Annotated in this window: 24 protein-coding genes; 9 read left to right on the top strand and 15 right to left on the bottom strand. The window is 57.3% G+C overall.

Annotated features, from left to right (window positions below; genetic code table 11):
• The first annotated feature begins 14 nt into the window (after positions 1 to 14).
• Both IEY52_RS17690 and IEY52_RS17695 read left to right on the top strand, forming a co-directional pair.
• Positions 15 to 3,077 carry an AMP-binding protein gene (locus tag IEY52_RS17690; protein ID WP_189004862.1) on the top strand — a complete coding sequence of 1,021 codons (3,063 nt, stop codon included), beginning with the start codon at positions 15 to 17 and terminating at the stop codon, positions 3,075 to 3,077.
• A 29-nt stretch (positions 3,078 to 3,106) separates the two neighbouring features.
• Positions 3,107 to 4,054 (top strand): ABC transporter substrate-binding protein, encoded by a 948-nt coding sequence (locus tag IEY52_RS17695; RefSeq protein ID WP_189004864.1) that lies wholly within the window; start codon positions 3,107 to 3,109, stop codon positions 4,052 to 4,054.
• An 86-nt stretch (positions 4,055 to 4,140) separates the two neighbouring features.
• Here IEY52_RS17695 and IEY52_RS17700 read toward each other — a convergent pair whose 3' ends face one another.
• From IEY52_RS17700 to IEY52_RS17710, 3 genes are all read right to left on the bottom strand, one after another.
• A complete protein-coding gene (locus tag IEY52_RS17700) occupies positions 4,141 to 4,794 on the bottom strand; it encodes an HAD family hydrolase (RefSeq protein ID WP_189004866.1) in 654 nt (217 codons plus the stop codon).
• A 73-nt stretch (positions 4,795 to 4,867) separates the two neighbouring features.
• A complete protein-coding gene (locus tag IEY52_RS17705; protein ID WP_189004868.1) occupies positions 4,868 to 6,349 on the bottom strand; it encodes a sensor histidine kinase in 1,482 nt (493 codons plus the stop codon).
• Positions 6,350 to 6,375: 26 nt separating this feature from the next.
• Complete coding sequence (locus IEY52_RS17710; protein WP_189004870.1) at positions 6,376 to 7,065, bottom strand: response regulator transcription factor; 690 nt, start codon at positions 7,063 to 7,065, stop codon at positions 6,376 to 6,378.
• Between the two features lie 134 nt (positions 7,066 to 7,199).
• On the opposite strand from IEY52_RS17710, the gene IEY52_RS17715 reads away from it, so the two are divergent.
• The gene (locus IEY52_RS17715) at positions 7,200 to 8,345 is read left to right on the top strand and encodes a serine hydrolase domain-containing protein (protein WP_189004872.1); all 1,146 of its coding nucleotides are present in this window, start codon (positions 7,200 to 7,202) and stop codon (positions 8,343 to 8,345) included.
• A 64-nt stretch (positions 8,346 to 8,409) separates the two neighbouring features.
• Positions 8,410 to 8,733 (top strand): heavy metal-binding domain-containing protein, encoded by a 324-nt coding sequence (locus tag IEY52_RS17720; protein WP_373289889.1) that lies wholly within the window; start codon positions 8,410 to 8,412, stop codon positions 8,731 to 8,733.
• 241 nt (positions 8,734 to 8,974) lie between these two features.
• On the opposite strand, the gene IEY52_RS17725 is transcribed toward IEY52_RS17720, so the two are convergent.
• A complete protein-coding gene (locus tag IEY52_RS17725) occupies positions 8,975 to 9,838 on the bottom strand; it encodes a sulfurtransferase (protein WP_189004874.1) in 864 nt (287 codons plus the stop codon).
• A gap of 118 nt (positions 9,839 to 9,956) precedes the next feature.
• Here IEY52_RS17725 and IEY52_RS17730 point away from each other — a divergent pair, with 118 nt between their 5' ends.
• Positions 9,957 to 10,376: a SufE family protein gene (locus tag IEY52_RS17730; protein ID WP_189004876.1), complete on the top strand. Its 420-nt coding sequence runs from the start codon at positions 9,957 to 9,959 to the stop codon at positions 10,374 to 10,376.
• A 430-nt stretch (positions 10,377 to 10,806) separates the two neighbouring features.
• A complete protein-coding gene (locus tag IEY52_RS17735) occupies positions 10,807 to 12,549 on the top strand; it encodes a cellulase family glycosylhydrolase (RefSeq protein ID WP_189004877.1) in 1,743 nt (580 codons plus the stop codon).
• 40 nt (positions 12,550 to 12,589) lie between these two features.
• Here IEY52_RS17735 and IEY52_RS17740 read toward each other — a convergent pair whose 3' ends face one another.
• From IEY52_RS17740 to IEY52_RS17770, 7 genes are all read right to left on the bottom strand, one after another.
• Entirely contained in the window at positions 12,590 to 13,246 is a 657-nt protein-coding gene (locus IEY52_RS17740; protein ID WP_189004879.1) for a response regulator, read from the bottom strand.
• Entirely contained in the window at positions 13,236 to 14,846 is a 1,611-nt protein-coding gene (locus IEY52_RS17745; protein WP_189004881.1) for an ATP-binding protein, read from the bottom strand. The genes IEY52_RS17740 and IEY52_RS17745 overlap by 11 nt, the downstream gene beginning before the upstream one ends.
• A gap of 143 nt (positions 14,847 to 14,989) precedes the next feature.
• A complete protein-coding gene (locus tag IEY52_RS17750; RefSeq protein ID WP_189004883.1) occupies positions 14,990 to 16,048 on the bottom strand; it encodes an ABC transporter ATP-binding protein in 1,059 nt (352 codons plus the stop codon).
• Position 16,049: 1 nt separating this feature from the next.
• The gene (locus IEY52_RS17755; protein ID WP_229684857.1) at positions 16,050 to 17,783 is read right to left on the bottom strand and encodes an ABC transporter permease; all 1,734 of its coding nucleotides are present in this window, start codon (positions 17,781 to 17,783) and stop codon (positions 16,050 to 16,052) included.
• Positions 17,783 to 18,862, bottom strand: coding sequence for an ABC transporter substrate-binding protein (locus tag IEY52_RS17760; RefSeq protein WP_189004884.1), 1,080 nt, complete (start codon positions 18,860 to 18,862; stop codon positions 17,783 to 17,785). The genes IEY52_RS17755 and IEY52_RS17760 overlap by 1 nt, the downstream gene beginning before the upstream one ends.
• 313 nt (positions 18,863 to 19,175) lie before the next feature.
• Positions 19,176 to 20,660, bottom strand: a complete 1,485-nt coding sequence (locus IEY52_RS17765) for a sensor histidine kinase (protein ID WP_189004885.1) — start codon at positions 20,658 to 20,660, stop codon at positions 19,176 to 19,178.
• Entirely contained in the window at positions 20,657 to 21,349 is a 693-nt protein-coding gene (locus tag IEY52_RS17770) for a response regulator transcription factor (protein ID WP_189004886.1), read from the bottom strand. The genes IEY52_RS17765 and IEY52_RS17770 overlap by 4 nt, the downstream gene beginning before the upstream one ends.
• A 238-nt stretch (positions 21,350 to 21,587) precedes the next feature.
• Here IEY52_RS17770 and IEY52_RS17775 point away from each other — a divergent pair, with 238 nt between their 5' ends.
• Positions 21,588 to 22,448, top strand: coding sequence for a hypothetical protein (locus IEY52_RS17775; protein WP_189004887.1), 861 nt, complete (start codon positions 21,588 to 21,590; stop codon positions 22,446 to 22,448).
• A 103-nt stretch (positions 22,449 to 22,551) separates the two neighbouring features.
• On the opposite strand, the gene IEY52_RS17780 is transcribed toward IEY52_RS17775, so the two are convergent.
• The 4 genes from IEY52_RS17780 to gmk form a co-directional block, all read right to left on the bottom strand.
• The gene (locus IEY52_RS17780) at positions 22,552 to 22,728 is read right to left on the bottom strand and encodes a hypothetical protein (protein WP_189004888.1); all 177 of its coding nucleotides are present in this window, start codon (positions 22,726 to 22,728) and stop codon (positions 22,552 to 22,554) included.
• A 395-nt stretch (positions 22,729 to 23,123) separates the two neighbouring features.
• Positions 23,124 to 24,638, bottom strand: coding sequence for a flavin monoamine oxidase family protein (locus IEY52_RS17785; protein ID WP_189004889.1), 1,515 nt, complete (start codon positions 24,636 to 24,638; stop codon positions 23,124 to 23,126).
• Between the two features lie 68 nt (positions 24,639 to 24,706).
• Positions 24,707 to 24,997 carry a hypothetical protein gene (locus IEY52_RS17790; RefSeq protein ID WP_189004891.1) on the bottom strand — a complete coding sequence of 97 codons (291 nt, stop codon included), beginning with the start codon at positions 24,995 to 24,997 and terminating at the stop codon, positions 24,707 to 24,709.
• A 71-nt stretch (positions 24,998 to 25,068) separates the two neighbouring features.
• Positions 25,069 to 25,683: a guanylate kinase gene (gmk, locus tag IEY52_RS17795; protein WP_189004893.1), complete on the bottom strand. Its 615-nt coding sequence runs from the start codon at positions 25,681 to 25,683 to the stop codon at positions 25,069 to 25,071.
• A gap of 128 nt (positions 25,684 to 25,811) precedes the next feature.
• On the opposite strand from gmk, the gene IEY52_RS17800 reads away from it, so the two are divergent.
• Entirely contained in the window at positions 25,812 to 26,033 is a 222-nt protein-coding gene (locus tag IEY52_RS17800; protein WP_189004895.1) for a hypothetical protein, read from the top strand.
• Positions 26,034 to 26,038: 5 nt separating this feature from the next.
• Complete coding sequence (locus tag IEY52_RS17805; RefSeq protein WP_268239737.1) at positions 26,039 to 26,641, top strand: peptide deformylase; 603 nt, start codon at positions 26,039 to 26,041, stop codon at positions 26,639 to 26,641.
• Positions 26,642 to 26,691 lie beyond the last annotated feature (50 nt).

Raw genomic sequence — 26,691 nt, forward strand, 5'->3', positions numbered from 1 at the left:
CCTACAATGAAGCCATGCAATCGTGGTTTAAAGATTCAAGGTGGCATTTAACGCTTGGTTTCAAAGTCAAAGAAAACCTTCCGCAGTTTATGGAAGCCGCCCTCAGGACCCTGGAGTGTTATGGTCAGGTCAAACTGAAGAAATTGCAGGGTGTGGCCCGCATTTCCCGGGAGCACCAGTGTCCTCTGGATGTCCCGGAGCAGATCCGTCTGGTGGTGTGGGAGCAAAAGTGGGGGGCAGTGGTGCAGGTGACCATCCACCACGCCCTGATGGACGGGTTTTCCATTGTGCTGATGATCAGGCAATTCAAAATGCTGTTGCAGGGCCAGTCCATCACGCCTTACCCCCAGATGCGCAAGAGCGCCCACCCTTCTCCGGTGCTGAAACAACCCCAGAAGCAACACCTGAAACTGCTGAAACTTCCAGATGGCCGCAGGTTGCGTCCCATTGTGGCCGAACTGTTTTCGGAATGGCTGAAAGAGCAGTTTCCCAGAAGCCACTGGGCGTTTGGCCGTCTGGCCCACGGGCGCACCGGCCAGGAGAGGCGCAGCATCGGGGTGTTCTGCAAGATCGAAACCCCTGCAGCGAGCCCCTGGGTGCGTTCCATCCTCAATGAACTTCCAGAGTTTGATTTTGCCGTTCCGGGCAGCAGCCGGATTTTGCATCCCTGGCTCAATCCCCTCTCTGAAATTGAATTGCAGAGCACCCTGCGGGGAGACACCCTGTACCTAACTTTTCGGGTGGACACCGAACTGCTGTCCAGGGCAGAGTTTGAACAGAAGGTGGAAACTTTTCGCAGCGAACTGAAAAGCCAGCAAACGCCAGACCCCCTTCAGCCCTCACCTGAAATCCAGCAGCTTTCCCTGAAGGCAGCCCTGCAGCACCATGCTCTTCACCATCCAGAGGTGCTGGCCCTGGACACACCAGACATCAAGCTCAGCTACGCACAGCTCTGGAAGCACCTGGAGGATGTGCCCTCCTCAGGAACTTCCTTCCGAAAAGTTGGCCACGTTCTGCAGGCTGTGGAAACCCTGTTTTCTGGGGAAGGCTACACCTTTGGCTCCCTCCCGGTGCCTGCCTGCCCCGATCCCTGCTGTGTGGTGTACACCTCTGGAACCACTGGCCCACAAAAGCCCATCCGACTGCAACTTGCTGCTGTAGAACGCTACCTGTCTGCCCTGAGTGCACACGTGCACATTCGGACGGGTGAACGGGTGCTGCAGGCCCATGCCTGGACGTTTGATGGGCATCTGGAAAACCTGTTTCTGGCCCTGCTGCATGGGGCCACCCTGGTGGTGCCAGAAGCCACCATCACAGATCCCAGAAGCTGGGTGAACGTGGACCATGCCAGCGTGCCCACTGCACTTTTTCACCTGTGGAGCCGCACTTCCACTTTTCCCAGTCAACTCAAAACCCTGATTGTGGGAGGGGAAGCCCTGCAGCCCTCTGCACTGCAAGCCAGACCCAGCGAACTGCAGCTCATCAACACCTATGGTCCTGCAGAAGCCACCATCAGCGTCAGCATTGCTGAGGACCACAGCCTGGGGATCCCTGTGGATCCGCAGCATTTTCAACTGGTGGATGCAGCCGGAAAACCTGTGTCCTCAGGAGAGGTGGGAGAAATCCAGCTTTCTGGTCCTCAGCTTTCTCCCGATGTGGAAAGCCCTTACCTGACTGGAGATCTGGCCTTCCAGCAGAACGGCAAGTTCTGGTTTGCAGGCCGCAAGGAAGGCTGGGTGAAAGTGCGGGGTCACCGGGTGTTCCTGCAGGAAATCGGCGAAGAACTGTGTGGTGTTGCTGGGGTCCAGCATGCCCAGGCCGTGCAAAACCGGGACCGGGTGCAGGTGTTCTTTTTTCCTGCCGATGCTGCACAAAACCTGCATGATTTCACACGGGAGTGGAGGCTTCCCCTGTCCCTCATTCCCCTGAACAGCCTGCCCATGACCCTGCACGGCAAGGTGGACGTGCAGAATCTTGCCAGTCACGTTTTGCCAAAAGACGCTGCACAGAACAATCTGGAGACCCTGCTGATGCAGGTGGCTGCTGAAGTGCTGGAATGCCCCATTGGACCAGAAGATGACCTGTTCTCTCTGGGTGCAGATTCTCTGGACGCGGTGCAGATCAGCGCAACTTTTGGACGAAAAACCGGAAGAAGCCTTCCCACAGATGAGATGTACAGGCACAGGACCCTGCGCAGGATGCTTTCGGCCCTGTCAGAATACCCCGGGACTTTTCAGCCTGCAGTGTCCCAGTCAAAAACGGGAACCCTGCAGTCTCAGATTGCGGTGACTGGTGCAAATGGGTTTCTGGGGGTGCATCTGCTGGCTGCATTGCAGGCCCAGGAAAAAGAGGTGCTGGCGGTGGTGCGGGCATCTTCTGCAGAAAGTGCCCGAATCCGTCTGCAAAACGCTGCTGTGAAATGGCAGGTGCACCTGGACGGGGAAAAACTGCAGGTGGTGTCATTGCAGGATTTTCTGGCCCAGGACAGCCTGCATCCTCATTTGATCAATGCTGCTGGTCATACCGCCCTGAATGCTTCCCAGGACGCCCTCAGGGCAGCCAATGTGGAGCTGGTTGCCCATCTGGCAGCAAAAACCCTGCACCTGCACCAGTGCTCCAGCCTGAGTGTGCTGGACTGGCATTGGCAGGGCACAACACCTCCTCTGCCCTCAGATGTCCCTGCTCCACAAGATCCTTACTCGCTGAGCAAGTGGCAGGCCGAGCAGTGGCTGGAACAGCAAACCACCCCTTCCAGCATTTACCGCATCACCCGCTGCTGGGGGTCTGCAAAGGGCGGCCCTGTGCCGGAAGACGATCTGGCCGTTCAAATGCTCAAACGCCATCCTGAATGGGTGCAGCACCTGGATGTGCTGCCTGTGGATGTGGTGGCCCGCAGCATCGTGCAGCATCTGGAACTGCCTGCAGGCATCGTGCACCTCAGAAGCCCCATCACCATGCAGCAGCAGCCCAACCTGGACGCCCTGAACCTGCCAGACCACCCGAGTTTGAACCATCAAGATTACCTGAAAGGCATGCTGGACAGGCTGAACCTGCAGAAGAAGGCAACTTCCATTTGACAAGTTTGTCAAACCGTACAATGTAACCCATGAAACGTGCCCTGCTTTTAACATTGCTGTTCACAGGTGTGGCCGCGGCCAAACCCCTCACCATCGGTCTGGGTTACATCCCCAACGTGCAATTCACGCCTTTTTATGCTGCAGATGCCATGGGTTACTACAAAGCCGAGGGGTTTGATGTGGAGTTCAAACACGGCTTTGTCTCTGAACTGATGCCCCTCTTGCTGCAGGGCAAACTGGACGCCGTGGTTGGAGATGCCGAAGATGCCATCTTTGCCCAGGCCCAGGGGGCCAAAGTCAAATACGTGCTGGCCATGTACCAGAAACTGCCCGTCACCATCTTCAGCCTTGCCGAGAAAGACATCACCAAAGTGAATGACCTGAAAGGCAAAACCCTGGGGATTCCCGGCGCGTTCGGGGCCTCTTACATTGCCCTGCAGGCTTTGCTGGCCAAAAACAAAATCAAGGAAACCGACCTGCAGATTGCCCCCATCGGGTTCACGCAGCTTGAGGCGGTCAAAGCAGGCCGGGTGGATGCTGCCCTGGGCTTCATCAACAACGAACCCCTGATTTTGCGCCAGCAGAACGCCAAAGTGAACACCCTGGACCTCACCTCCGCTTACCCCATGGTGGGCAACGGGGTGATCGTCTCGGACAAACTGCTCAAAGACCGGGCCACCCTGCAGAAAATCCTCAGGGCCACCCAGAAAGGTCTGGCCTACACCGTTTCCAACCCCCAGAAAGCCTTTGAAGTGGGCAAGAAATACTTCGGCAGTGCAGGAGGCGACATCGGAGTGCTGAACGCCTCGGTGAACCTGATGCGCAGCAGTTACACCAGCAAGACCGGACTGGGCTACAGCGATCCCAGTTCCTGGGCCAGAGCCATCAACGTGCTGAAAAGCCTGGGGAAAGTGCCCTCTGCTGCCAAAGCCAGCGATTTTTACAGCAACTCTTACCTGACCAGAGGCATCAAATAATCCCCCAGTTCATTGCTGACGCTCTGAACTGTCCGCCTTCTTGACCCTACAGCGCGGTCCAAAGCGGTTTGTGACCGCTGGGTCGCTCAGCGTTGGGGGACCATTTCTGGCAACAGCCGCATGTCGTGAAACACCAGCTTTGCACCCACGTCCAGCAGGTTCTGGGCGTGGTTTTTGCTGCAGTGTCCTCCTCCGGTGAAGCCCAGCACGGGCATCCCTGCAGCAACTGCGGCCTGCACTCCGGTGATGCTGTCTTCAATGACCAGACAGTTTTCTGGGCGGTAACCCAGGGTTTCTGCGGCCAGCAAGAACAGATCTGGGGCGGGTTTCCCGTGCTTCACCTGATCAATGCTGAAGATGTGCTGGAAAAATTCGGTCAGGCCCGTGAGCTGCAGGGACTGCTGGATGCGGGTCAGGTGACTGCCTGAGGCCACACATTTTGCTCCGGGCAGGTTCTGCAGGGCCTGATCAATGCCCGCAATGGCCTGCAGCTCCTGCTCAAAAATCTCTGCAGTGCGCTGGATTTTCAGCTGGGAGTAGTTCTCAGGGAGGAGGCGTCCCAGCAGGGCGGTCAGTTCTTTTTCCACATCTGCTGCACTGCGGCCCACAAATTTGTCGATGTGCTCTTCCAGGCTGATCTGCAGTCCCAGTTCGCTCAGCTGTTCCACACCTGCCCGGTTGGAGAGGATTTCGCTGTCCACCAGCACGCCATCGCAATCAAAAATCAGTAAGGGAGCCATGGCTGGATTCTGGCACAGGCTGCCGGAACAGGGACAGGCCATGTCCAGAAAGCGGTCTTCAATCCTGGATTTGCTACACCCGAAACTCCAGCGTGAACGTGGTTCCCTCGCCTGGCACACTTTCCACCGAAATCTTGCCTCCCATGCTTTCGGTGATCTCGCGGGCAATGGCCAGACCCAGGCCCATCTGACGCTCTGCATTGTTGCGGGTTCGGCTGGCATCTGCACGGTAAAAACGCTCGAAGATGTGGGAGAGGTGCTCGGGCAGGATGCCCTCTCCGGTGTCCGTCACCCCGATGCGCACCTCTGATCCTGCCCTGCTGCTCCAGACCTCCACCACACCGCCTTCGGGCGTGTGCCTGACAGCGTTGGTGATCAGGTTGCGCAGCACCCGTTCCAGCTTCCGGGCGTCCAGCAGCAAAGAAGTGCGGGCTTCCAGACGGGATTGCAGCACAATGCCTGCATTCCAGGCCGGAACCTTCATGCTGGACACCACAGCGGACAGCAGCACATCAGGGTCCAGGAGGGTCAGGTCCAGCTTTGCTTCCTCCTGCACCTGATGCAACGCCAGCACATCCTCGATCATGCGGGCAATGGAGTGGGCTTCCTGCTGCAGAATCGGCAGGAATTCCAGGCGCTCTGGGTCCTGTTGCAGGGCTTCCACATGCACCAGCAAGGTAGAAAGGGGGGTTCTGAGGTCATGGGAGAGGTTCCCCATCAGGCGACGTTCCCGTTCCAGCACCTCTCGGGTCTGCTGGTGGGCGGTTTTCAGGGCATGAATGGATGAAGAAAGCTGCGCTCCAATGCCATTCACGTTGCGGATGAGTTGCCGCAGTTCCAGAGGACCTTTTTCGGGCAGGCGCTGCTCAAACTGTCCAGCACCATAAGCATTCAAAACCCCTGCCAGTTCCTCCAGAGGTTTCACAATCTTTCTGGATTGCCGGTGGGCCATGAATCCTCCGAAAGCCAGGGTGCCCAGCACCACCAGCAGGAGCATCCCCCAGGTGCTTCTGAACAGGTCCAGCAGAAACCACCAGAACCGGGTCCAGCCCTGCACTGCAGGGGTGTTGAGGCCACTGAGCCCCAGGTACCCACCTGGTGTTTTGAACAGCACCACACTGCGTTCCCCCACTTCAATCAAAACGGAAGCCTGACCGGTCAGGCTTTTTTTCCAGAAGGCGGGCACCGCCCCCACCGGGTAAGCCCCCCCTTCGCTCACCCAGCTGATTTTGCCGTCTGCAATCCACAGGAGGGTGTCAAAATCCTGATCGCTGAGGGGCACCGTCTGGATCAGGTTGCTGTGGCCCAGAGCGTCCAGCAGTTCATAGCGCTGGGGGGCAGGAATCCGGTCCAGTGCAGTGATGAGCCTTTGCACTTCTTTTTCCAGTTCTGGACGCAGTTGCACATAGGCTTCCCTCAGGCTGCTGGGAAGGGCCGTCAGGTTGACCTTCACGGTGACGCGCGACCGCTGAAAGTAAAAAGAACCCAGCAACAACAGCAGCAGCAGTGGTGTAAAAACCGTGAGCAGCAGCACCCAGAAGTGCGACTGCATCATCCAGGCCCTGAGGGTCAGGCCCCGTTTCAGGATTGCGCCTCCAGCCGGTATCCCAGACCCCTCACCGAAACAATCTTCTCTGCCAGCAGGCTGCCTGCAAGTTTCTGCCTGAGCCGGGTGATGTGGGTGTCGATGGTGCGGTCCATGCCCTGGTAGTCCTCATCCCACACCTGCCGGATCAGCCATTCCCGGCTGAACACCCGTCCAGGGTGCCGCACCAGATACAAGAGCAAATCAAATTCCCTGCGGGTGAGTTCAATGGGTTGCTGCTGCACCCTCACCTGTCTGGAGGCCAGATCCAGCGTGCAGCCAGCATATTCCAGCATTCCCAGATCCAGCGGTTCCTCCTGCATGGGTTTGCCCCTCCTGAGGAGTGCCCTGACCCGGGCCTCCAGTTCCAGCAAGGAAAAAGGCTTGGGCACATAATCGTCTGCCCCCACCTCGAAGCCCAGCACCCGTTCCAGTTCTCCAGTGCGGGCCGTCAGCATCAGGATGGGCACAAAACTGAAAGCCCGGATGCGCCGACACACGCTCAGGCCGTCCAGACCGGGCAGCATCACATCCAGAATCAACAGGTCGGGGGCAAACCCCTCGAATTTCTGCAAAGCCTGCAGGCCATCAAAGACCTGCAGCACCTGATGTCCTTGCAGTTTCAGGCGTTCAGCAATGCGTTCACTGAGGTCTTTTTCATCTTCCACCAGCAGGATGCGGGCCACAGATCCAACTCCTTGTGATCCATGCTAACAGGGTTTTGCACACAGCCGGTTTCTGACACATTCCCGACACAAAACCCGCAATCTTCTGCAACCCTGCAACGCTACACTGCCCCCAGATGGATCCGAGGTGCCCCATGAAACCCGCAAAACAAAAAACTTTAAAAACCCTGAAACCCATGCACGCCCTGATGTTCGTCTCTGTGCTGGCTTCCTGCTCTGGAGCAACCCCTGTCACCCCTGAACAGCAACTGTCCAGCCTCACGCAAGAAGCCATAGAACGGCGCAACTGGGTGCCTTCTGCCGTGGCATCTGTGCAGTGGGGCGACAAACACTGGTCGGGCGCTGCAGGGGTGGTGGACCGGGCCAGCAAGACCCCCCTGCCTGCCCAGGCCAGCTTCCGCATTGCTTCTGTCACCAAGACCTTTGTGGCCGCCAGCATCTTCAAACTGGCCGAGGAAGGCAAACTGAACATTTCGGATGCACTGGAAACCCAGCTGTCCCCGGCTTTTGTTCAGGTCCTGAAAGAGCATGGCTACCAGACCGACCAGATCACCCTGGACCAGGTGCTGACCCACACCTCTGGAATTCCCGATTACGCCGAAACCGAACCTTACTTTGAAGCGGTGATGAAAGCACCCACCCACCGATGGACCCGCATGGAACAGCTCAAATTTGCCATGGAACATGCCGAAAAAGTGGGCCAGCCTGGAGAAAAATACGCCTACTCTGACACAGGATACATCCTGCTCGGTGAAATCATCGAACAGAAAACCGGGTTGTCTCTGGGAGCAGCAATTCAGACATTGCTGGGGCTTGGACAGCTCGGACTGACCTCCACCTGGCAGGAAAGCGTGGATCCCGTGCCCGCCAGTGCTGGACCCTTCGCGCACCCTTATTTTGGAGAGCTGGACGCGGCAGGCCTCGATCCCAGCTCTGACCTGTGGGGAGGCGGGGGACTGGTGTCCAGCACCACAGATCTGGTGAAGTTCTTCAGGGGGCTGTTTCAGGGCAAAGTGCTTTCCAGAACCAGCCTGCAGCAGATGCTGACCCTTCCAGAGAAAAACCCTTACGCCCACGGGATTTATCCCCAGAGGCTCGGACACCAGCAATGCTGGGGCCACAACGGATTCTGGGGCTCAGCCGCCTTTTACTGCCCCGATCAGGACATCACCGTGGCGGTCAGCATCAATGCTTTTCCACCCACCCTGGCCTCGCAGCTGGGCCTGTTCAACCAGACGGTGTTTGCAGACCAGCTGGTGCGGGTCATCGAAAAACCCTGAGTTTCCTCAGGGATCACCCCAGGAACTTTTCAGAAGATCCGTCCGTAAACTGTTGTCGAGGTACATGAAAATGATTGTCACCACCACATCCACCCTTGAAGGACACCAGATCAGAGAATACAGAGGCATCGTCAACGGTGAGGCCATCCTGGGCGCAAACATCGTGCGCGACTTCTTCGCCAACATCACCGACGTGATCGGGGGCCGCAGTGGCGCATACGAGGAAAAACTCGCTGAAGCCCGCACCATCGCCCTGCGTGAAATGGAAGAAAACGCCCGCCGACTCGGAGCCAATGCCATCATTGGTGTGGACCTGGACTACGAAACCGTGGGGGCCAATGGCAGCATGCTGATGGTCACGGCGAGCGGGACGGCTGTTTTGATTTAAAAATTTTGCTTCTGTGCTTGCTTTGCTCAGGACTGTCCTTCATGGATTTTGGGGGATGTTTTTGTCTGAGGTTACGGCCACGTCAGATCCCCCCTGCCTTGTTGGGTGCTGCGCACCTGCAAGGCTGTCCCCCTTAAGGAAAGGGGGTTGGTGGGAAACTGAACTGGAAACCATCCCAGACAAAGAAAAATCCCCCTTCGTCAAGGGGGACAGCTTCGAGCAATGCGAGAAGCAGGGGGATTTACTCAGGCTTGTAGGTCTTCTCGATGGGCACACCCACGGAGTTGCCCCACTCGGTCCAGCTGCCGTCATAGTTGGACACCCTGGGGTAGCCCAGCAGTTTGGTCAGCACGAACCAGCTGTGGCTGGAACGCTCTGCAATGCGGCAGTAGGCAATGACTTCCTTGTCGGGGGTCACGCCAAGGGGCTCGTAGAGGGCCTTGAGTTCATCGGCGCTCTTGAAGGTTCCGTCTTCGTTGACGGTTTTGGCCCAGGGGATGCTCTGTGCTCCAGGGATGTGACCGCCACGCAGCACGCCTTCCTGGGGGTAGGTGGGCATGTGGGTGACTTTGCCAGAGAATTCATCGGGGCTGCGCACGTCCACGAGGGCACCCGTTCCAGCTTTGACTTTCTCGATGTGGGCACGCACTTCATCGCGGTAGGCGCGGATGGATTCGTCGCGCTGGCCCACGGGGTAGGTGACGGCCTGCACTTCGGGGGCGTCGGTGGTGAGGGGACGGCCTTCCTCGATCCACTTCTGGCGGCCACCGTTGATCAGTTTGGCGTTGGTGTGGCCGTTGTACTGGAAGAACCAGAAGGCGTAGGCAGCCCACCAGTTGCTCTTGTCGCCGTACAGGATGACGGTGGTTTCAGGGGTGATGCCCAGACGGCCCAGCAGGGCAGCAAATTCATCGGGTTTGATGAATTCACGCTCAACGGGATCCCACAGGTCATTCTGCCAGTCGATTTTGACGGCACCGGGGGCATGTCCGACTTCGTACAGCAGGATGTCTTCATCAACTTCGACCAGACGGATGTCGGGGTTGTTCAGGTTGTCCACGACCCACTGGGTGGAAACCAGCACTTCAGGGTTTGCGTAACTCATGTGATTCCTCCTTTTGCGTGTGTGCTACAAATATTCAACACCACTATAATTGATAAGTCCAGTAAACTACTAGACACATCACAAAAGCCCGTCTAGAACTTGCAGTACATTGGTAAGCATGACTGCTTTGCCTCCCAAATTGGAAGCCGTGGTGAACATGTTCCAGAAAAGCCCCAAAGCCTTCCGGCTGCAGGCCCTGCTGGACTTCTCCAAACGGGTTCCTGCCCTCCCTGAGCGCCTGAAAGCCAACCACGACCAGATGGAACAGGTCCACGAGTGCCAGAGCCCTTTCTTCCTGTTCTCCGAAGTGCAAGACGGCCAGGTTCACTTGTTCTTCGATGCCCCCCAGGAAGCCCCCACCGTGCGCGGTTTTGCAGGCATCCTGCTGGAAGGTCTGGAAGGGGCCACCCCCGAAGAGATCCTGAATGTCCCGGATGACTTTTACTTCAACATGGGCCTCACCGAACTGATCACCCCCATGCGTCTGCGCGGGATGGGTGCGATTTTGACGCGGTTGAAGAAGCAGCTTTCGGCGTAAGAAGGCTGAGGACCGAGAGCACAGGGCTAAAAGCTGAACGCAACAAGTCGCAAGCCAGCGTCCTTCAGACTGTGCTGGAACATCATTAAGAACCAGAGGAAGCAGAAGGTCAGCATGCAGAACTTGCATCTCAGCCTTCTGCTTTTCTTGCTGCATTTTTGTTACGTAAACTACAGCATGAGGATTTCAGAAAATTTCAGAATGCTGTTGATCTGAAATGTTTTTCTGCGTTTAATTCGACAATTTTACAGAAGATACCTGTCTAGACTTCTCTTGAAAATGCATTGTGTTTATGTAACAGTGATTCCATCACGAAAACAACACCATTGTCCTCTGTCCTCGCTGCATCCTGAAACGGAGGTCTGATCCTTGCACTGTTCCTCTTCCCTGGCAGTGGTGGTTCGTGATTTCATTGTCCAGGAGAGAAAACATGAAGCCATCACTGAAAACCTGTTCCCTGCTCCTCACCACCGCCCTGCTGGCTGCTTGCAGTCAACTTTCTGGCACCCCTCAGGTTCCCCAGAAGAATGCTGCCAGCGGATTTTACGTGTCCAATGGCAAATTGCTGGATGCCAACGGCTCTGTGTTCATCTTTCAGGGGGTCAACCATCCCCATGCGTGGTACACCAGCACCACCAGTGCAGCCCTGCCCGCCATTCGGGGCAAGAATGCCAACAGCGTGCGCATCGTGCTGAGCAGCGGTTGTCGGGGCTGGTACAAGAGCCCGGTGAATGAACTGAAAAGCCTGATCCAGCAGGCGAAAGACAACAAAATGGTGGCTGTGGTTGAGGTGCATGACACCACCGGATACGGTGAAGATGGAGCCGCCTGCAGCCTGGACAATGCCGCCAATTACTGGCTGGAAGTCAAAGACGCCCTCATCGGGCAGGAAGCTTTTGTCATTGTGAACATCGGCAATGAACCCTGGGGCAACAACAATGTGGGAGGCTGGTCTCCTGCCATCAAAGCCGCCATCCAGAAACTGAGAACCGCAGGCATTCACAACACCCTGATGGTCGATGCCCCCAACTGGGGCCAGGACTGGTCAGGCACCATGCGCTCTGCGGCCACCGACATCTTCAACAGCGACACCGATAAAAACCTGATTTTCTCGGTGCACATGTACGAGGTGTACAATACCGCCCAGAAGGTCACCGATTACCTGAATGCCTTTGCTGCTGCCAGAATGCCACTGGTGGTCGGGGAATTCGCCAGCAGCCACAAAGGGGCTTATGTGGAGGCAAGCACCATCATGTCTGCCAGCAAAAGCACCGTGAACGGCTACATGGGCTGGTCCTGGTCCGGGAATGGCTCGGGGCTGGAGGCCCTGGACATGGTGAATGGTTTCAATGCCTCCTCTCCCACCGCCTGGGGAAGCATGATCTTTGCTGATCTGGGGAGTGCAAAGATTGCCACGGTCTTTGGAACACCCCCCAATCCAGCGCCCACGGTCAGCTTCACCTCGCCCACAGAGGGCCAGGTTTTTGCAGCAGGCAGCACGATCAATGTGGCCGTAAGCGCCAGTGACAGCAATGGCACGGTCAGCAAAGTGGATCTGTATGTGGATGGGGTCCTGAAAGGCACCGACACCACCGCTCCCTACACCTTCTCTGTGCCTGGACTTGCCAGTGGAGGCCACACCCTGAAAGCCACCGCCACCGACAATGGAGGAGCCAGCAACAGTGCCACCCGCAACATCACCCTGGGCAGCACCAGCACGGAAACCCTGCTCTACAGCTTTGAAGGCAGCACCCAGGGCTGGACAGGGTACAACGTGAAAGCAGGTCCCTGGTCGGTGACAGAGTGGGCCACGGTGGGCAGTGCCTCCCTCAAGGCCGATGTGGATTTTGGCAGCAAATCCCATGAACTGCGCCTCACCCAGACCCGCAACCTGACCGGAAAAACCACCCTCAGGGCACGGGTGAAACACGCCTCCTGGGGCAATGCAGGCAGCGGGATCACCGCAAAAATTTTCGTCAAAACGGGCTCAGGCTGGACGTGGTTCTCTGGAGCAGCAACCCCCATCAACAGCAGCAGTGCCACCACGCTGTCTCTGCCTCTCTCCGGGGTCTCCAACCTTGCAGATGTGCGGGAAATCGGGGTGGAATTCACCTCTCCGGGCAACAGTTCGGGGCAGTCCTCCATTTATCTGGATCAGGTGACGGTGCAGTAACCAGCAATCCACCCCTGCCCCGGTTTTGACCGGGGACTTTTCACACCCGCCTGTAGCGCTTGGTGGGCCTCCCCACCGCCCCATACTGCAACCCCACCCCGAGTTCTCCAAGTTCCAGCAAATACTCCAGATAACGCCACGCGGTGACGCGGTTGATGGTGAGTTTCTCGCTGACCTCATCTGCAGTGAGGCCATCTGGGATGGATTCCAAGAGGCCCTTGATCTCCCGGAGGGTGTGGGCGTGGATGCCTTTGGGCAGGTGTCCTTCCTGTCTGAGGCCCAGCATGCGGTCCAGTCTGGCCTGGGTGAGTTTCTGCCCGGAAGCCCGGTGGCGCTCTACAAAGCGCTCCAGGGTTTGCAGCAGCCTGCTTTCCTGCACGGGTTTGATCAGGTAATCCAGAATGCCGTCCCTCAAAGCCTGCTGCACGCTGTCCAGGTCCGAAGCAGCAGTGAGCATGATGGCATCTGTGGAGATGTTCTCCTGCCGGATGGTCTTTAAAAGTTCCAGACCGCTGCCATCCGGGAGGTAGGTGTCAATCACGATCAGGTCGGGGTCCAGGCTGCGGATCAGTTTCAGACCGGTCTGCACCCCATCGGCATGCCCGATCACATGAAAGCTGGGGTTTTTTTCGATGGTTTCCCGGTTGATCTTGGCCACCAGATAATCGTCTTCGATCAGGATCACTTTATACTGCATGGCTGGACCTCTGCGTGCGGGGGATGCTCACCAGAAAATGGGTGTGCTGGTCTTTGCGGTAGGTTTTGATGGTGCCGCCCCGGGCATTCAGGTGCTGCTGCACCAGCGACAGACCCAGTCCTCTGCCCTCCCCTTTGGTGGAGAAACCACGCTGGAAGATGGTTTGCGCAAGTTCTGGAGGGACGCCCCTGCCGTTGTCCGTCACCTCGATCTGCAGGCCTTCCGGGTCCTCCCCGATGAACACCCGCACCTCTGCCTTTTCCTGCCCGGCCACGGCTTCCAGGGCATTCTCGATCAGGTTTCCGGTGACCAGCAGGATTTCATCTGCGTGGGTCTGTTCCCAGTCTGACGTGAGCACACTGCCCGGTTCCAGCACAAAACGCACATTCTTCTCTCTGGCATAGGCGTATTTCCCGAGCAGCAGGGCTTTCAGCTTGGAGAACTGCACATCCCCTAGCGCGTTCTGAATTTCGCCGTGCTGGGTGCTCTGCTGCTGGATCAGTTGCAGGGCCTCGTCATGGTGCCTGAGTTGAATCAGACCCGCCAGAATGTGCAGCAGGTTCTGAAATTCATGGGTCTGTGCCCTGAGGAGGTCGGTGTAACGCTGAACGCTGGTGAGTTCTGCAGCCACCTGCATGATCTCCCGCTGGTCCCGAAAGGTGATCACCTGCTGGCCTGCAATGGGATAAATGGTCACCAGCACAGGCAATCCTGACAGACCCACCGGGGCATTCTGCACCCTTTCTCTTTTGTCCTGCAGCAGATCACCGATCTCGGGCCAGATCTGCTCCAGAGGCACAGGCAGTTCCTTTGCCTGAGGGAAATGCTCCTGGGCTTTCGGGTTCATCAGGACCACCCCTCCGCCCTCCTGAACCACCAGCACAGCATCCTCAATGGCGTCCAGCACGGTGCGGTGCTGGTCCACCAGGGAAGCGATCTGCTCGGGCTCCAGGTCGTGCATGGCTGCTTTGATGCGCCCGCCCACCCACAAACTCCCGATCAGCGCGGTCAGCAAAGACACCCCAAACCAGGGCAGCAAACTCAGGGTCACCTGCAAGGCCAGACTGCGCAAATTGGGCAGCAGATACCCCGTGGACACCACCCCGATCACCTGATTTCTGACCCCAAACACCGGGACTTTCCCCCGAATGCTGTCTCCCAGGCTGCCTTTTGCGGTGTTGATGATCTCTTTTCCAGCAAAGGGTTCATCGTTGTCTCCACCCACCATCGGCTGACCAATGCGGTCTGGCAGGGGGTGGGCCACCCGGATGCCCTGGCGGTTTCCCACCACGATGAAATCGGCATCCACCTGCTTCTGCAAGGCGTTCACCAGTGGGTTGATCACCTGCACGGCATCCCTCTGGGTCAGGTGCTCTTTCACCTGCGGCAAAGTCGCCACCATGCGGGAGATCGCCAGGGCCTTCTGACCGTAATCGGTGAGGGCCTGCTGGTACAGAAGGCGCACCTCTGCCCCACCCAGCACCAGAAACCCCAGGCTGAACAGCACAAACAGGAGCCGAAAAAAGCGCCACCGGATCCCCGGCATCTTCCCCCTTTGCAGGACAGGGATGTAATCTCGGGTCTGGGTGGCGTTTTGCATGGGTGTCCTTATTTTATTCTGCCGAGAGCCGAGAGCCGAGAGCCGAGAGCCGAGAGCGTAGGGTGCTAAAGCTCTGACCAAATGTCAAATCTACAGTGTTCTGGCAAAAGCATTCTTTTGCCCTCGGCCCTGCGCTCTCGGCCTCAAGCCGGAAACACCAGCGCACTCTGCGGCGTGAAATTGATGCTGACCTGACCGAATCCCACTGGAGTGGGGGTGTGGACCCTCAGGCGTTCGTCTCCGACCTGGAACCAGTGTTCGTAGTAGGCCCCGAGGTACAGGGAGTGTTCCTTGTTGCCCTGCAGGCTGTTTCCGGTTTTTTCTCCCAGAGAGAGGCGTTCGGGGCGCAAAACCACCTTGCAGGTTTCGCCTTTCTGCACGGGGGCATTCATGCGGGCTTTGACCACGCTGTCCCCGAGTTTGATGGTGGCTTCCTGGTGCTCGACCTGCAAGACCTGTCCTGTGAGGATGTTGGGGCTTCCCATGAAGTCTGCAATGAACAGCGAGTTGGGGTTCTCGTAGAGTTCCTGGGGGGTGGCAATCTGGGCGAGCTGACCATTGTGCAGCACGGCAATGCGGTCTGCGATGGCCATGGCTTCGGCCTGGTCGTGGGTCACGAAAACAGCAGTCATGTTGGCAGCTTTGAGGGCTTCACGCAGCCACACACGGGCGTATTCCCTGAGTTTGGCATCTAAATTGGAGAGGGGTTCGTCCAGCAGCAGCAAAACAGGGTCGGTCACGAAGGCACGGGCCAGCGAAACCCGCTGTTGCTGCCCACCGGAAAGCTGTCCGGGGAAGCGGTCTGAGAGGCCTTGCAGGCCAATGCGGTTCAGGGTGGTTTCGACCCTGGTTCTGGCCTGATCTCTGGGGGTTTTTCGGAGTTCCAGCCCGAAAGCCACGTTCTGCTCGACGGTTTTGTGGGGCCACAGGGCGTAGGACTGGAACACCAGACCGATGTTGCGTTTCTCGGGGGGAACGATGGTGCCGTTTGCAGAGTTGAAGAGGTCTTTTCCTGCCAGGGTGATGCTGCCACTGTCAGGGGTTTCCAGACCGGACAGGCACCTGAGCAGGGTGGTCTTGCCACTCCCAGATGGGCCAAGCAAAGCAATGATTTCCCCCTCCTGCACGTCAATATTAAGGTCTTTGAGGATCTGGTTCTGGCCCAGTTTCTTGCTGAGGTTTTTGATGCTTAAAGTGGCCATGTCATTCTCCTGCTTTCACGCCAAGGCGGTTGGCAATCAGGTACACGATGCTGATGATCACGATCTGGATGCTGGAAAGGGCGGCAATGGAATCCACCGCTCCGGTGGCCCACAGGGACACGATCAGCGAGCCGAGGACTTCGGTTCCGGGGGTCAGCAGGTACACCCCGGTGGAGTATTCCCGCACGAACTGCATGAACATCAGGAGCCATGCAGAGAGCAGACCGCTTTGCAGCAGAGGCAAAGTCACCTTCTGGAAGGCTTTTAAAGGGCTGGCCCCCACCATGCGGGCGGCTTCTTCCAGGTCCTTGCTGATCTGCATCAGGGTGGCGGTCAGCAGGCGCACGCCGTAAGGCAGCCACACGATGGTGTAAGCAATGATCAGGCTGGCCAGGGTGGTCCTGAGAAACCCGATGGGCTTGAAGAACAGGAACAGCCACAGAAACGCCAGACCCATGATCAGACCGGGCACCGAGCGGGGCAGGCCCGAGATGTAATCCAGGGTGCGGCGAAGGTTAGGGGTGCTGCGCAGAATCCCGGAGGCGATGGTCAGATACACCCCGACGGCCACAAATCCGCCGACTGCAGCCACAATGAAGGTGTTGACCACACCGCGGCTCAGGTCAGGCAGGGTGAAGATCGCGCTGTAGTTTTTCAGGGTCAGTACGTCCAGCAGGTTCACCCCTGCACCCCAGCTGGTCACAAAGCTTCTTAAAACCACCCCGAATACCGGTAAAATCACCGTGACCAGCAGGTAAAGGGCGGTGATCAGCACCATCCACCATCTGGCCTTGCCCAGTTTGAAGCGGGCAGAACGGTAACCTTTGGCCCCCACGGAGGTGTATTTGGTTCCGGTTTCACCCAGCACCTTGCGCTGGATGCCCACAATGACCAGGGCCAGCAAAATCAGCATCACGGCCACCACAGCCATGGGTCCGTAGGCAGGAACGCCCGTCACTCCGGTCAGGCGGTACAGGTAGGTGGTGATCACATCGATGCCCTTGGAGTCTCCGAGCACGAGCGGCAACCCGAAAATCTCGAAGCCCAGCAGCAGCATCAGCATGGCGCTGTACACCACAGACGGACGCACCAGGGGGATGGTGACGTTCAAAGCCACCGTCCAGATGCCTGCACCGCTGATCCGGGCGGCCTCTTCCAGAGAGGCGTCCAGGTTGCGGATGGTGCTGGACACATACAGGTACACGTAAGGGACGTGCAGCAGACCCGCAATGATGGCGATGGCTGGCAGGGAATAGATGGTCCAGGGCACCCGTCCAAACACATCCTGGAACACGTTGCTGACCAGCCCCACCGGACCAAACACGATGGTGAAGCCGATCCCCAGAATGATGGGCGAGACAAACGTGGGAGTCAGGAGCAGCAGCTCAAACGCTTTTCTGAATGGCAGGTCGGTTTTGTTGACCAGGAAGGCGAGCGCCGTGCCAAAAGGCACAGCGATCACCACCATTCCCAGCGCAATCACGAAGGAGTTGAACAGTGCCCGGTAAAAAGCCGGGTCGGTCAGAACGTACTTGTAGGCATCCAGCGACACCTGCTTGATGGGGGCAAAGAAGGGGGCACTGAGCAGGCTCTGGTAGGCCAGCAGTCCGAGGGGAGACAGCACCAGCACAGCCACCACCACGGTCAGCAGGATGCCCCAGTAAGCGGGTTTCAGGCGGATCTGTTTTGCAGGCAGGTCCTGGGCGTCCATCCTCCCCTGGCTGCGGCCCGTCATCACTGGCCTTTCAGGGCAGAACGCCAGTCGTTCAGGAAGTCATTGCGCACCGCTGGATCCAGGTTCTTCAGGAGGTCTCTGGACACCGGAATCACCACCAGGTTCTTCTTGCCGCCAATTTTGCTGTACACGTTTTTGGGCACAGCAGGCCCCTCAATGCCAGGGCGCAGGGCGTAGATCAGGGACTTGTTGGCCATCACGGTCTGTCCACGGGTGCTCAGGAGGTAATCCAGGAACAGTTTGGCGGTGTTGGGGTGCTCTGCCAGTTTGCTGATGAACGCAGGACGCTGGAAGGCCACGGTTTTGTCTCTGAAGTAGGCCACCCCGATGTCTGGTACTTTCTCTGCCCGCAGCAGGGCATAAGAGCCGATCACGTTGTACCCGAAATAATGCTCTCCAGAGATGACTTTTTCCATCATCACGCCAGAGGAGGAGTACTGGCCTGCACCCGATTTGCCCAGTGCCTTGAAGAGGTCCATGGCACCACTGACTGCCACAGTGTCTTCATGCAGGAAAGTAAAACCGATGCCGCTCTTTTCAGGGTCCCAGGTGGCAACTTTGCCGTTCATCTTGGAATCGGCGAGCACCCTGGCAAACTCAGCGTGGGTGGTGGGGGGCTTTTTCACAAAACGCTTGTTGTAGACCAGCACGCCAGGTTCCATGGTGGTGCCATACAGGATGTTGTCCAGCTTGGAGGTGGCAGCGTAATTCTTCGCTTCGGGAGAGGTGTAGGCCAGAGCATACCCATCTGTCGCCAGTTTCACCTGCAGTTCCATGCCACTGCTCCACAGGAAGTCGGCACTCTTGCCTCCTGCTGCTGCTTCACTGATGTAACGGCTGTAAAGCTGGGTGGTCCCGATGTCGTTGTACTCGACATCCACAAAAGGATAGAGGGCCTTGAAGTCATCCAGCAAAAACTGGGCACTCGCCTGGTCGGTGGAAGAGTAGATCACCAGTTTCTTCTCTTTTTTGGCCTCATCCACGGTTTTCTGGTAAGAAGCAGGGTAACCTTTGGGAACCTGGGCAAGGGCAGGAGCAGCAGCAGCAAGGGCCAGCGTGACACACACGATTTTTTGCATAAAACCTCCACCGGGCTGCCGGAAAGCAGCCGCAAGCGTTCTGTTTTTAGATGAACAGAGCATACGGGACTGCCGTCCTTTTCGGAAGTTTTGCGTGCTTTGATTGCATTGATTGCACGTCTGGTGCAATCAAATCTGTAACTCCGTTGGTGGTACTGGGTGGTTGAGAGCACTGGGGGTGAGATCCCCCTGCCTTTCGCTGGCGCTTCAAGGCTGTCCCCCGTCAGCATTGGGGGATGGGTGGGCGTGTTAGAGGACTGATGCCAGATCCCCCAGAAACCTCAAACGCCCACCCCCAAGCAAGCCCAGAAGCCTAAGCCAGTGCCAGAATGCTGATGGTGGTTCCCTGCCGGATCACGCTCTGGGCAGAGATTTTGCCCCCGTGCAATTCCACAATCGAGCGGGCAATGGCCAGACCCAATCCTGATCCACCCCCGTTTTCCGGGCTGCGGGTTTCGTCCACCCGGTAAAAACGCTCAAAAATATACGGCAGTTTCTCCGCAGGAATCCCCACCCCGGTGTCCTGCACCTGCAACAGCACGCCTCCATCGGTGCGTTTTGCCAGGAGGCGAATTTCGCCACCGTCCGGGGTGTAGTGCAGGGCATTGTTCACCAGGTTGCCCAGCACCTGCCGCATGCGTTCAAAATCCAGACGGATCTCGGGCAGGTCAGCATCTGTTTGCACCGTGAGCCGGATGTTCTGTTTTTCCGCCCGGAAAGCAAAAGCCTTCTGTATGCCCTTCAGCAGCATTTCTGGAGCAATCAGGTCCAGGGAGAGCGTCAGCATGCCTGCATCTGCCAGGGACAGCAGACGCAAATCATCCACCAGGTTTTGCAACAGCAAAAGTTCATCGTAAACCACTTCCAGGCGTTCCTGGGTGGCTGCAAGTTTGCCCTGCTGCATGGACTGCACATACCCGGATGCCACCGTTAAAGGGGTCCCGAGGTCATGGGCGATGTCGGCAATCATCTGGCGGCGCTGCACCTCGGCCTTGACCAATTGGTCGCTCATCTGGTTGAAGGCACGGGTGAGCACAGCCACTTCATCGGTCCCCTGTTCTTTCACGGGTTCCTGCTGCTTGCCAAATTTCAGGCTGCGCACGGCCACCGTCAGGCGTTCCAGGGGTCGGGTCAGCTGTCCAGCCATGGCTGCCCCCAGCAGGATTGAGAGGGCCAGTCCAATCACCCCTGCCATCAGGATGGTCTGGTTGATGACGTTGATCATGGCCTGCTGGTTGGGCGAACTGGCTCCCGCTCCAGGATCTTCAAAAGCCGTGCCCACCACCTTGCCATTCACCAGCAGCGTTTTGGTGAAAAGGAGGTCCTTGAGGTCCAGTTGCTGGCCCATGGGATACACTTCCGTCTTGGACACCACCCGATTCTGGGTGTCCAGAATGCCCAGGTGTTTGGCAGGTCGCATGCCTTTCTGGGGATCGTCCCGTCCCTGTCCACCCTGAGGATTCTGACCCTGAGGATTCTGACCCTGAGGTGGTCCTCCCTGCCCTTCAGCGCCCCTCTGTCCATCCGGGCCTCCTGCTGGACCTCCTCCAGGCTGTCCTCCACCCTGACCGCCGCCTTCTCCCGGCCCCGGATCCACCCCTTCCCAGGTGCCGTTTTGCTGGTAGTAGCGCAGGGCATTTTCAGCGTAGGTGTTCACCAGGTTCTGGTGCACGGTCTGGCGGTAAGAGTCCAGGGCCACGTTGTGGGCCAGAATCCCGAACACCAGCAGGCCCACCAGACAGGACAGGGCAAAACCCAGCACCAGGTTGAGCCTGAGGGACCGGGTGAGCAGTTTCATGGCTGCAGCATCCTCTGGCTGAGGCGGTACCCTGCCCCGAACACCGTTTCAATGTATCTGGGGGGTGAAGAGTCATCTCCGAGTTTGACGCGCAGTTTGCGGATGTGCACGTCTACGGTGCGTTCCAGGCTCTCAATGCCTCCGCCATCAATGTGTTCCAGCAGTTCCCCTCTGGAGAAGGTCTTTCCAGGGTTCTGCATGAAGTGGCTGAGCAACCCGAATTCAGAGCGGGTGAGCACCAGGGTGCGTCCGGCCTTGCTGATCAGTTGCTGTTCAGGGTCAAGTTCCAGATCGGCCACGCGAACCATGCGCACCACACTGGGGCCCTTGTCGTAACGGCGCAGCACCGCACGGATGCGGGCATTCACCTCGTCCAGATCGAAGGGTTTGATGATGTAGTCGTCTGCCCCCAGTTCCAGGCTGCGGATGGCGCTGTCTTTTTCCAGTTTGGAAGTCAGCACAATGATGGGAATCTGCGCTTCCTTGCGGTAGATCTCCATGAAACCATATCCATCCAGCTCGGGCATCATCAGGTCCAGCAGGATCAGGTCGGGTTTGGTGTGGCGGGCGGTGAACAGGGCATTGCGGCCATTGTCGGCCACAGCAGTGTTGTAGCCCTCCGAGGAGAGGTAATCCTGCAACATGCGCACCAGACTGAGTTTGTCGTCCACAATCAGAATTGTTTTCATTGCCCTGCTCCTGCCTGCTTTCGTGGGTTTTCTTACAGATTACTGCTTTCACAGCCGTCGTTTCACAGCCGTCGGGGGAGGTGTCAGAAAACAGGGTCCTGAACTCCTCTTTCTTGAACCCAGCATAGAAAAGTGCTGTTAACAACTTGTTAACACCTCTGCAGTGAAATGAGATCAAGCAGAACGCAGGCACACCCCTCCAGAACCAACATCCCCACACGGGAGAAAGCAGGAAACCATGAACACCTTCCAAACCCAAATCTCAGGCTGGAACCTCAACGGAAAAGACCTTCCCGAGTGGCTCATGGGCCACCTGAGCGGTTTCTGGAATGTGCCTGGCCTGACCTCCAGCGTGCAGGGCAAACTGAATGTGGTGTACCTGCCCGAAGCCCCTGCTTTCCCCACCGAGGGACTTCCTCTGAACATCCAGACCCCTGCAGGAAACGTGCAGGGCTTTGAAAAAACCACTGGACTCTGGCTGGGCACTGAACAGGCTGGAATCCGTCTGGAACACAGAAAAAACCAGATTCGCATGACCATCTGGGGCGAACTGCAAGACCTGCAAGCCCCCCTGCACGTGCTGGCCCTGGAACTGCTGCGCTTCAGCGGTCTGGTTCCCCTGCAGGGCACCGTGTACACCCAGAACGGTCTGGGCTGGGTGGTCCTGGATCAACCCGTGACCCAGGCTGCACATGCTCAGCTTCGCAACCGGGGTTTTGAACTGCTCTGCGAAGGCCAGTGCTGGTACTCCCCCCGCAACGGCAAAGTGTACGGTTTTTCCCCCTCCAACAGAGGCGTCAGCATGCACACCTCTGCCCTGGTGTCGGTCATTCTGAACCGTCTGGTGGTTTTGAGCAATGCAGGAAGGCAGGAAATCAAACTGGGCAGCAAACAGGCGCTGAACCTCCTGCAAAGCATTTCTGGTGTCTCCCTGTTCTCCAGCAACAAACAGCACAACGCTTTCGTGCTGAACCACCTGCTGGTGATGCATGGGGTGCACCAGTGGTCCCTGCCCTCCCAGCAACCCCAGGTCCGGGCCGCCACACCCAGCAACCTCTGGCAGCGTTCCCCTTTCAGCCCCAGACAGTTCGCCATCTGAACCCATCCAGGACAAAAAATCAGCACAGCAAAAAATCAGCGCCGGGTGATCTTCTTCACTCGGCGCGTTTCAGGTTCTGGTGTTCACTTTAAATGGAGTCACTTTAGGCAAGAACCCCCTTCTGGTCTTTGTCAGCGTCCAGGCTGCGGGCGACATTGCGCAGGAATCGGGCGAGGTGTTGTTTTAAAGAGCGTCTGGGGAGTTTGCGGGCTTCGCTGGCCTCTTGCCACATCTGGTCCAGCTTCTGGTGTGCCTGTTGATTGAGCAGGTATTCGTGCATGAGCTTCCTCTTTTCTTGTTCTTATTATCCAAAAAAAGAGCACCTCCCAACAGCCAGAATTGGCGTATGGGAGCATATATTGATGCACCTAGTGCCAGATAAGCCGTTCAGGCTATGGCAAGAAAATGTTTGATCAGGACAATGAAAATTGCTTGAACCGGGTGCAGGAAATCTGGGCTGTTTGATGTGTGCATAAATCTGCTGGATGGGCGACAGGAATGCAAGGTGCCGAGAGCGGAGGGCAGAAGACAGATGTAGGGGGGAGGCGTGCCTCGCCCCTACAACAAACCAAAAATCCTTCTGCCAGGAGAACAAAGCTCCTACATCTGTCTTCTGTCTTCTGTCTTCTGCCTTCTGCCTTCTGCTTTTCGCCCTCAGCCCTCGGCATCTTCACCTCACTTGATGAACTTCAGCACCTCACGGGCCACCCGATTCCCGCTTTCCACAGCCCCTTCCATGTAGCCCTGGGCAAATGCAGAGGTGTGCTCTCCTGCAAAATACAGCCGTCCCAGACGCTCTCCTTCTGCACCCCGGATGCCGGTGAACTGGCCCACCAGATAGGAAGCGTAAGAGCCCTGCTGGAAGGGTTTGCTGGGCCAGTGCATGCGAACTGCATTTCCGGTGTAGGCCTGCTGGAGGCCAGGGTAGAGGGTTTCAATCTGCTGCACGAAATCGAAGGCCTGCTCCTCGGGAGTGCCCTCTCCCGACTGCAGACCGATGGTGCCACCTGTAAAACGGGTCAGAACCGCTCCCTGAACTTTCTGGCCTCTGGTGGTGTCCCAGCTGGTCTGGAAGGGCAAATCGCTGTAGGTGCTGCCACTGTAACCGTACTTTGTTTTCCAGATGGGCGTGGTGAAGGCAGCCATGAGTTTGCTGTTGGTGCCGTACCCCAGTTCATCAATGGCCCTGCGCTTGGCTGGAGGCAAATCAATTTTGATGTCCAGGTGGCGCATCACGCTGAATGGAATGGCAAACACCACATGGTCTGCATAGACGCTGGGACCACTCTGGAAATCCAGCTGGTAACGGGCAGTGGAGGTCTTGCTGATGCGGGTCAGCACCCGACCCACATGGATCTGTGCATTGACCTTCTGGGAAAGCTTTCTGGGCACGGCTCCGCTGCCTTCTGTGATGTGGTAGGCCTCGTCGCTCTCGCCGTAGATCTGCCAGAATTTGGGGTCGGTGCCAATCAGGTACAGCAGGTTGGTGGCGCTCTGCTCCGAGGCGTCCAGGCCGTATTCGGTGGTGTAGGCCAGGGCCAGCATGTCTTTCATCACCTGGTCGGTCTCGATGGGGTCCAGGTATTCAGAGATGGACACATTGTCCAGCGGTTCTGCCCCACCTGGATGTTTGTAGCTGACCACGTCCAGATCCACATTTTCCAGGTCTGCGTCTATTTTGCGGGCGATGGGTCGGAACATGCGCATCAAATCTTTTTCGGAGTAACGTTTGCCGCCAAAGTACCAGTCTTCGGATTTCAGGCCTTTCTCTGCGGCTTTCAAATCGGTGAGGTGCAGGCCCAGTTCTTTGGTGAGGTCAATCAATTCTTCGTGACCGCTGTCCACCAGTTCGCCGCCCAGTTCAATCACCTCGTTCATGCCGAAGGTGTTGTAGGCACTGAACATGCGGCCTCCCAGACGGCTGGAAGCCTCGTAGATGTCTGCATGGATGCCCTCCTGCCAGAGGCGGTAGGCACAGGTCAGGCCTGCGGTTCCCCCTCCCACAATGACCACCCGCTCTGAGACCTTGCGGGTTTTGGCCAGGGCTGCAGGTGCTGCAGTGGCGGCCACCGTCACGGTTGCCGCTTTCAAGAAGTCACGGCGGGTGATGGTGTTTTCAGCAGGCTCCTGGTGCTCCTGCTTGCTCCGGGCGTAAAGGCGCTGCAACTCACGTAAAAATGGTGTACGCATGACCCCTCCTGTGTTGCAAATGGTTCTCTCAGCCTAACAGAGGGGTCAGCGGTTTGGACAGGTCTGTATCACACCCGGTGCACCTGGTCTTCTGGCTTGCGTTCATGGATCACGGTTCCTGCAGGGGCATTTCTGTCCCTCAGCAGTTTCAGCAGGACATCCACAGCCTGAGGGGTGTTTTCTGGTTTGAAAATGGTGACCTCCAGCAAAGCCACCCCCAGACCCATCCCTGCGCCATGCACCTGCCCCAGTTTGGCACGGGACAGCAGACCATCAATCCAGCCCTCAAAATCATCTCGGGCATCCAGGTCAAAACCCTTTTCGGCGGGAAAAATCACTTCCAGAAAACCTTCTTGCATGCGTCAGGATAGCACCAAAACCCAAAAGAAAAGACAGGCCTTAAAACCTGTCTCTGTCTCAAACCCGAAATTCAGTGCTGCACAATTTCAGAGAGTTCTTCGTCGGTGAGGCGCTGTGCACTCAGGCGCTCTGCACGGATGATGGCCTGAATGTCCTGCACGGCCCGTTCCACGTTGTCGTTCAGAACGCAGTATTTGAATTCGTGGGCCATCAGGATTTCGCCCCTGGCCTTGGAGAGGCGTTTCTCAATTTTCTCCAGAGGCTCGGTGGCCCGGCCCACCAGACGGTTTTTCAGTTCGGTCAGGCTGGGGGGCATGATGAAAATCAGGATGGCGTCATCCATGGCTTTTTTGACCTGCATGGCCCCCTGCACTTCAATTTCCAGCAGCACATTTCTGCCCTGGGAAAGCTGTTCTTCTACAGCCGCTCTGGGAGTGCCGTAGTGATTGCCCACAAACTCGGCATGTTCCAGAAAGCCCAGACCGGAGTGGATCTCGGCCTCGAACTCATCTCTGGTCTTGAAGAAGTAATGGACCCCGTTTTCCTCACCGGGGCGGGATTCGCGGGTGGTCCAGGAGATGGAGTAGTAATAGTCTTCGGTTTTTTCCAGTTCCTGGCGGATGGTGCCTTTGCCGACCCCACTCGCGCCAGTCATCACCAGCAGTAATCCGCGTTTCTGTGCCATGTTGTTGTTTCCCTTCCAAGGGACTTCCAGAAAGTTTAACAGGTTTGGTGGGCGAGTGCACCCTTTGCCTCTGGCTTCTATCAACACATTTTGCCAACATCATCAGCATTTTATGCTAACATCACTCCATGAACGAGGAGATCCGCAAGGCCATTCAGGAGGTGCTGCACCAGAAACGCATCTCTCAGGCAGAACTGGCGAGAAAACTGGAAAAGACCCCCCAGGAAATCAGCCGTGCCCTCAAAGATCCCGTCAGGGGTGGCAAAATTCCAGAGCTGTGGCAGAACATTCTGGATGAACTGGACCTGGAAATCGTGGTCCAGCCCAGAGCAAAAAGGAAAGCCTCTTGAGCCGGGTGTATCCCCTGAGGTATTACGGGGATCCGGTGCTCAGGAAGCACTGCATGCCCATTTTGGATTTGCAGCGCCCACAGAGCATTCCTGGCTTTGGCACCGCTTCTTTGCAAGAACTGGCTGAAAACATGATGGAAACCATGTTCGATGCTTACGGGGTGGGTCTGGCCGCACCCCAGATCGGGCTTCCGGTGCGCATGTTCGTGGCGGCAGAGTACCACCAGGAGCAACCAGAAGGGGACATCCCGCTCAGTGCCCAGGTCAGAAGGCATGTGGTGGCGATCAATCCCAGCCTTGAAATTCTGGATGCGACCCTGACCGCATCCCACACGGATGGTTGCCTGTCCCTTCCGGGTCTGTGGTCCGACGATGTGCAGCGTCCCCTCGCCATCCGTTTAACCTACACAGATGAACACGGAGTCCAGCACACCGAGGAAGCCGAGGGCTACTGGGCACGGGTTTTGCAACATGAGTACGACCACCTGAACGGCAGGCTGTACACCGATTTGCTGCCCGCTTCCTACCTGCAGGAGCACCGCAAAACCATTGCCGCCTTGCAAAAAAGATCAAAGGCTTACCTGAAAGCCCTGGAACAAAAACGCTGAGCAGGCACCTGATTTCATTTTGCTGGAAACCCAGAAGCCACACCAGAGCC

Origin of the sequence: Deinococcus roseus (genome assembly GCF_014646895.1) — a bacterium.
GTDB classification, from domain to species: Bacteria; Deinococcota; Deinococci; order Deinococcales; family Deinococcaceae; genus Deinococcus_C; species Deinococcus_C roseus.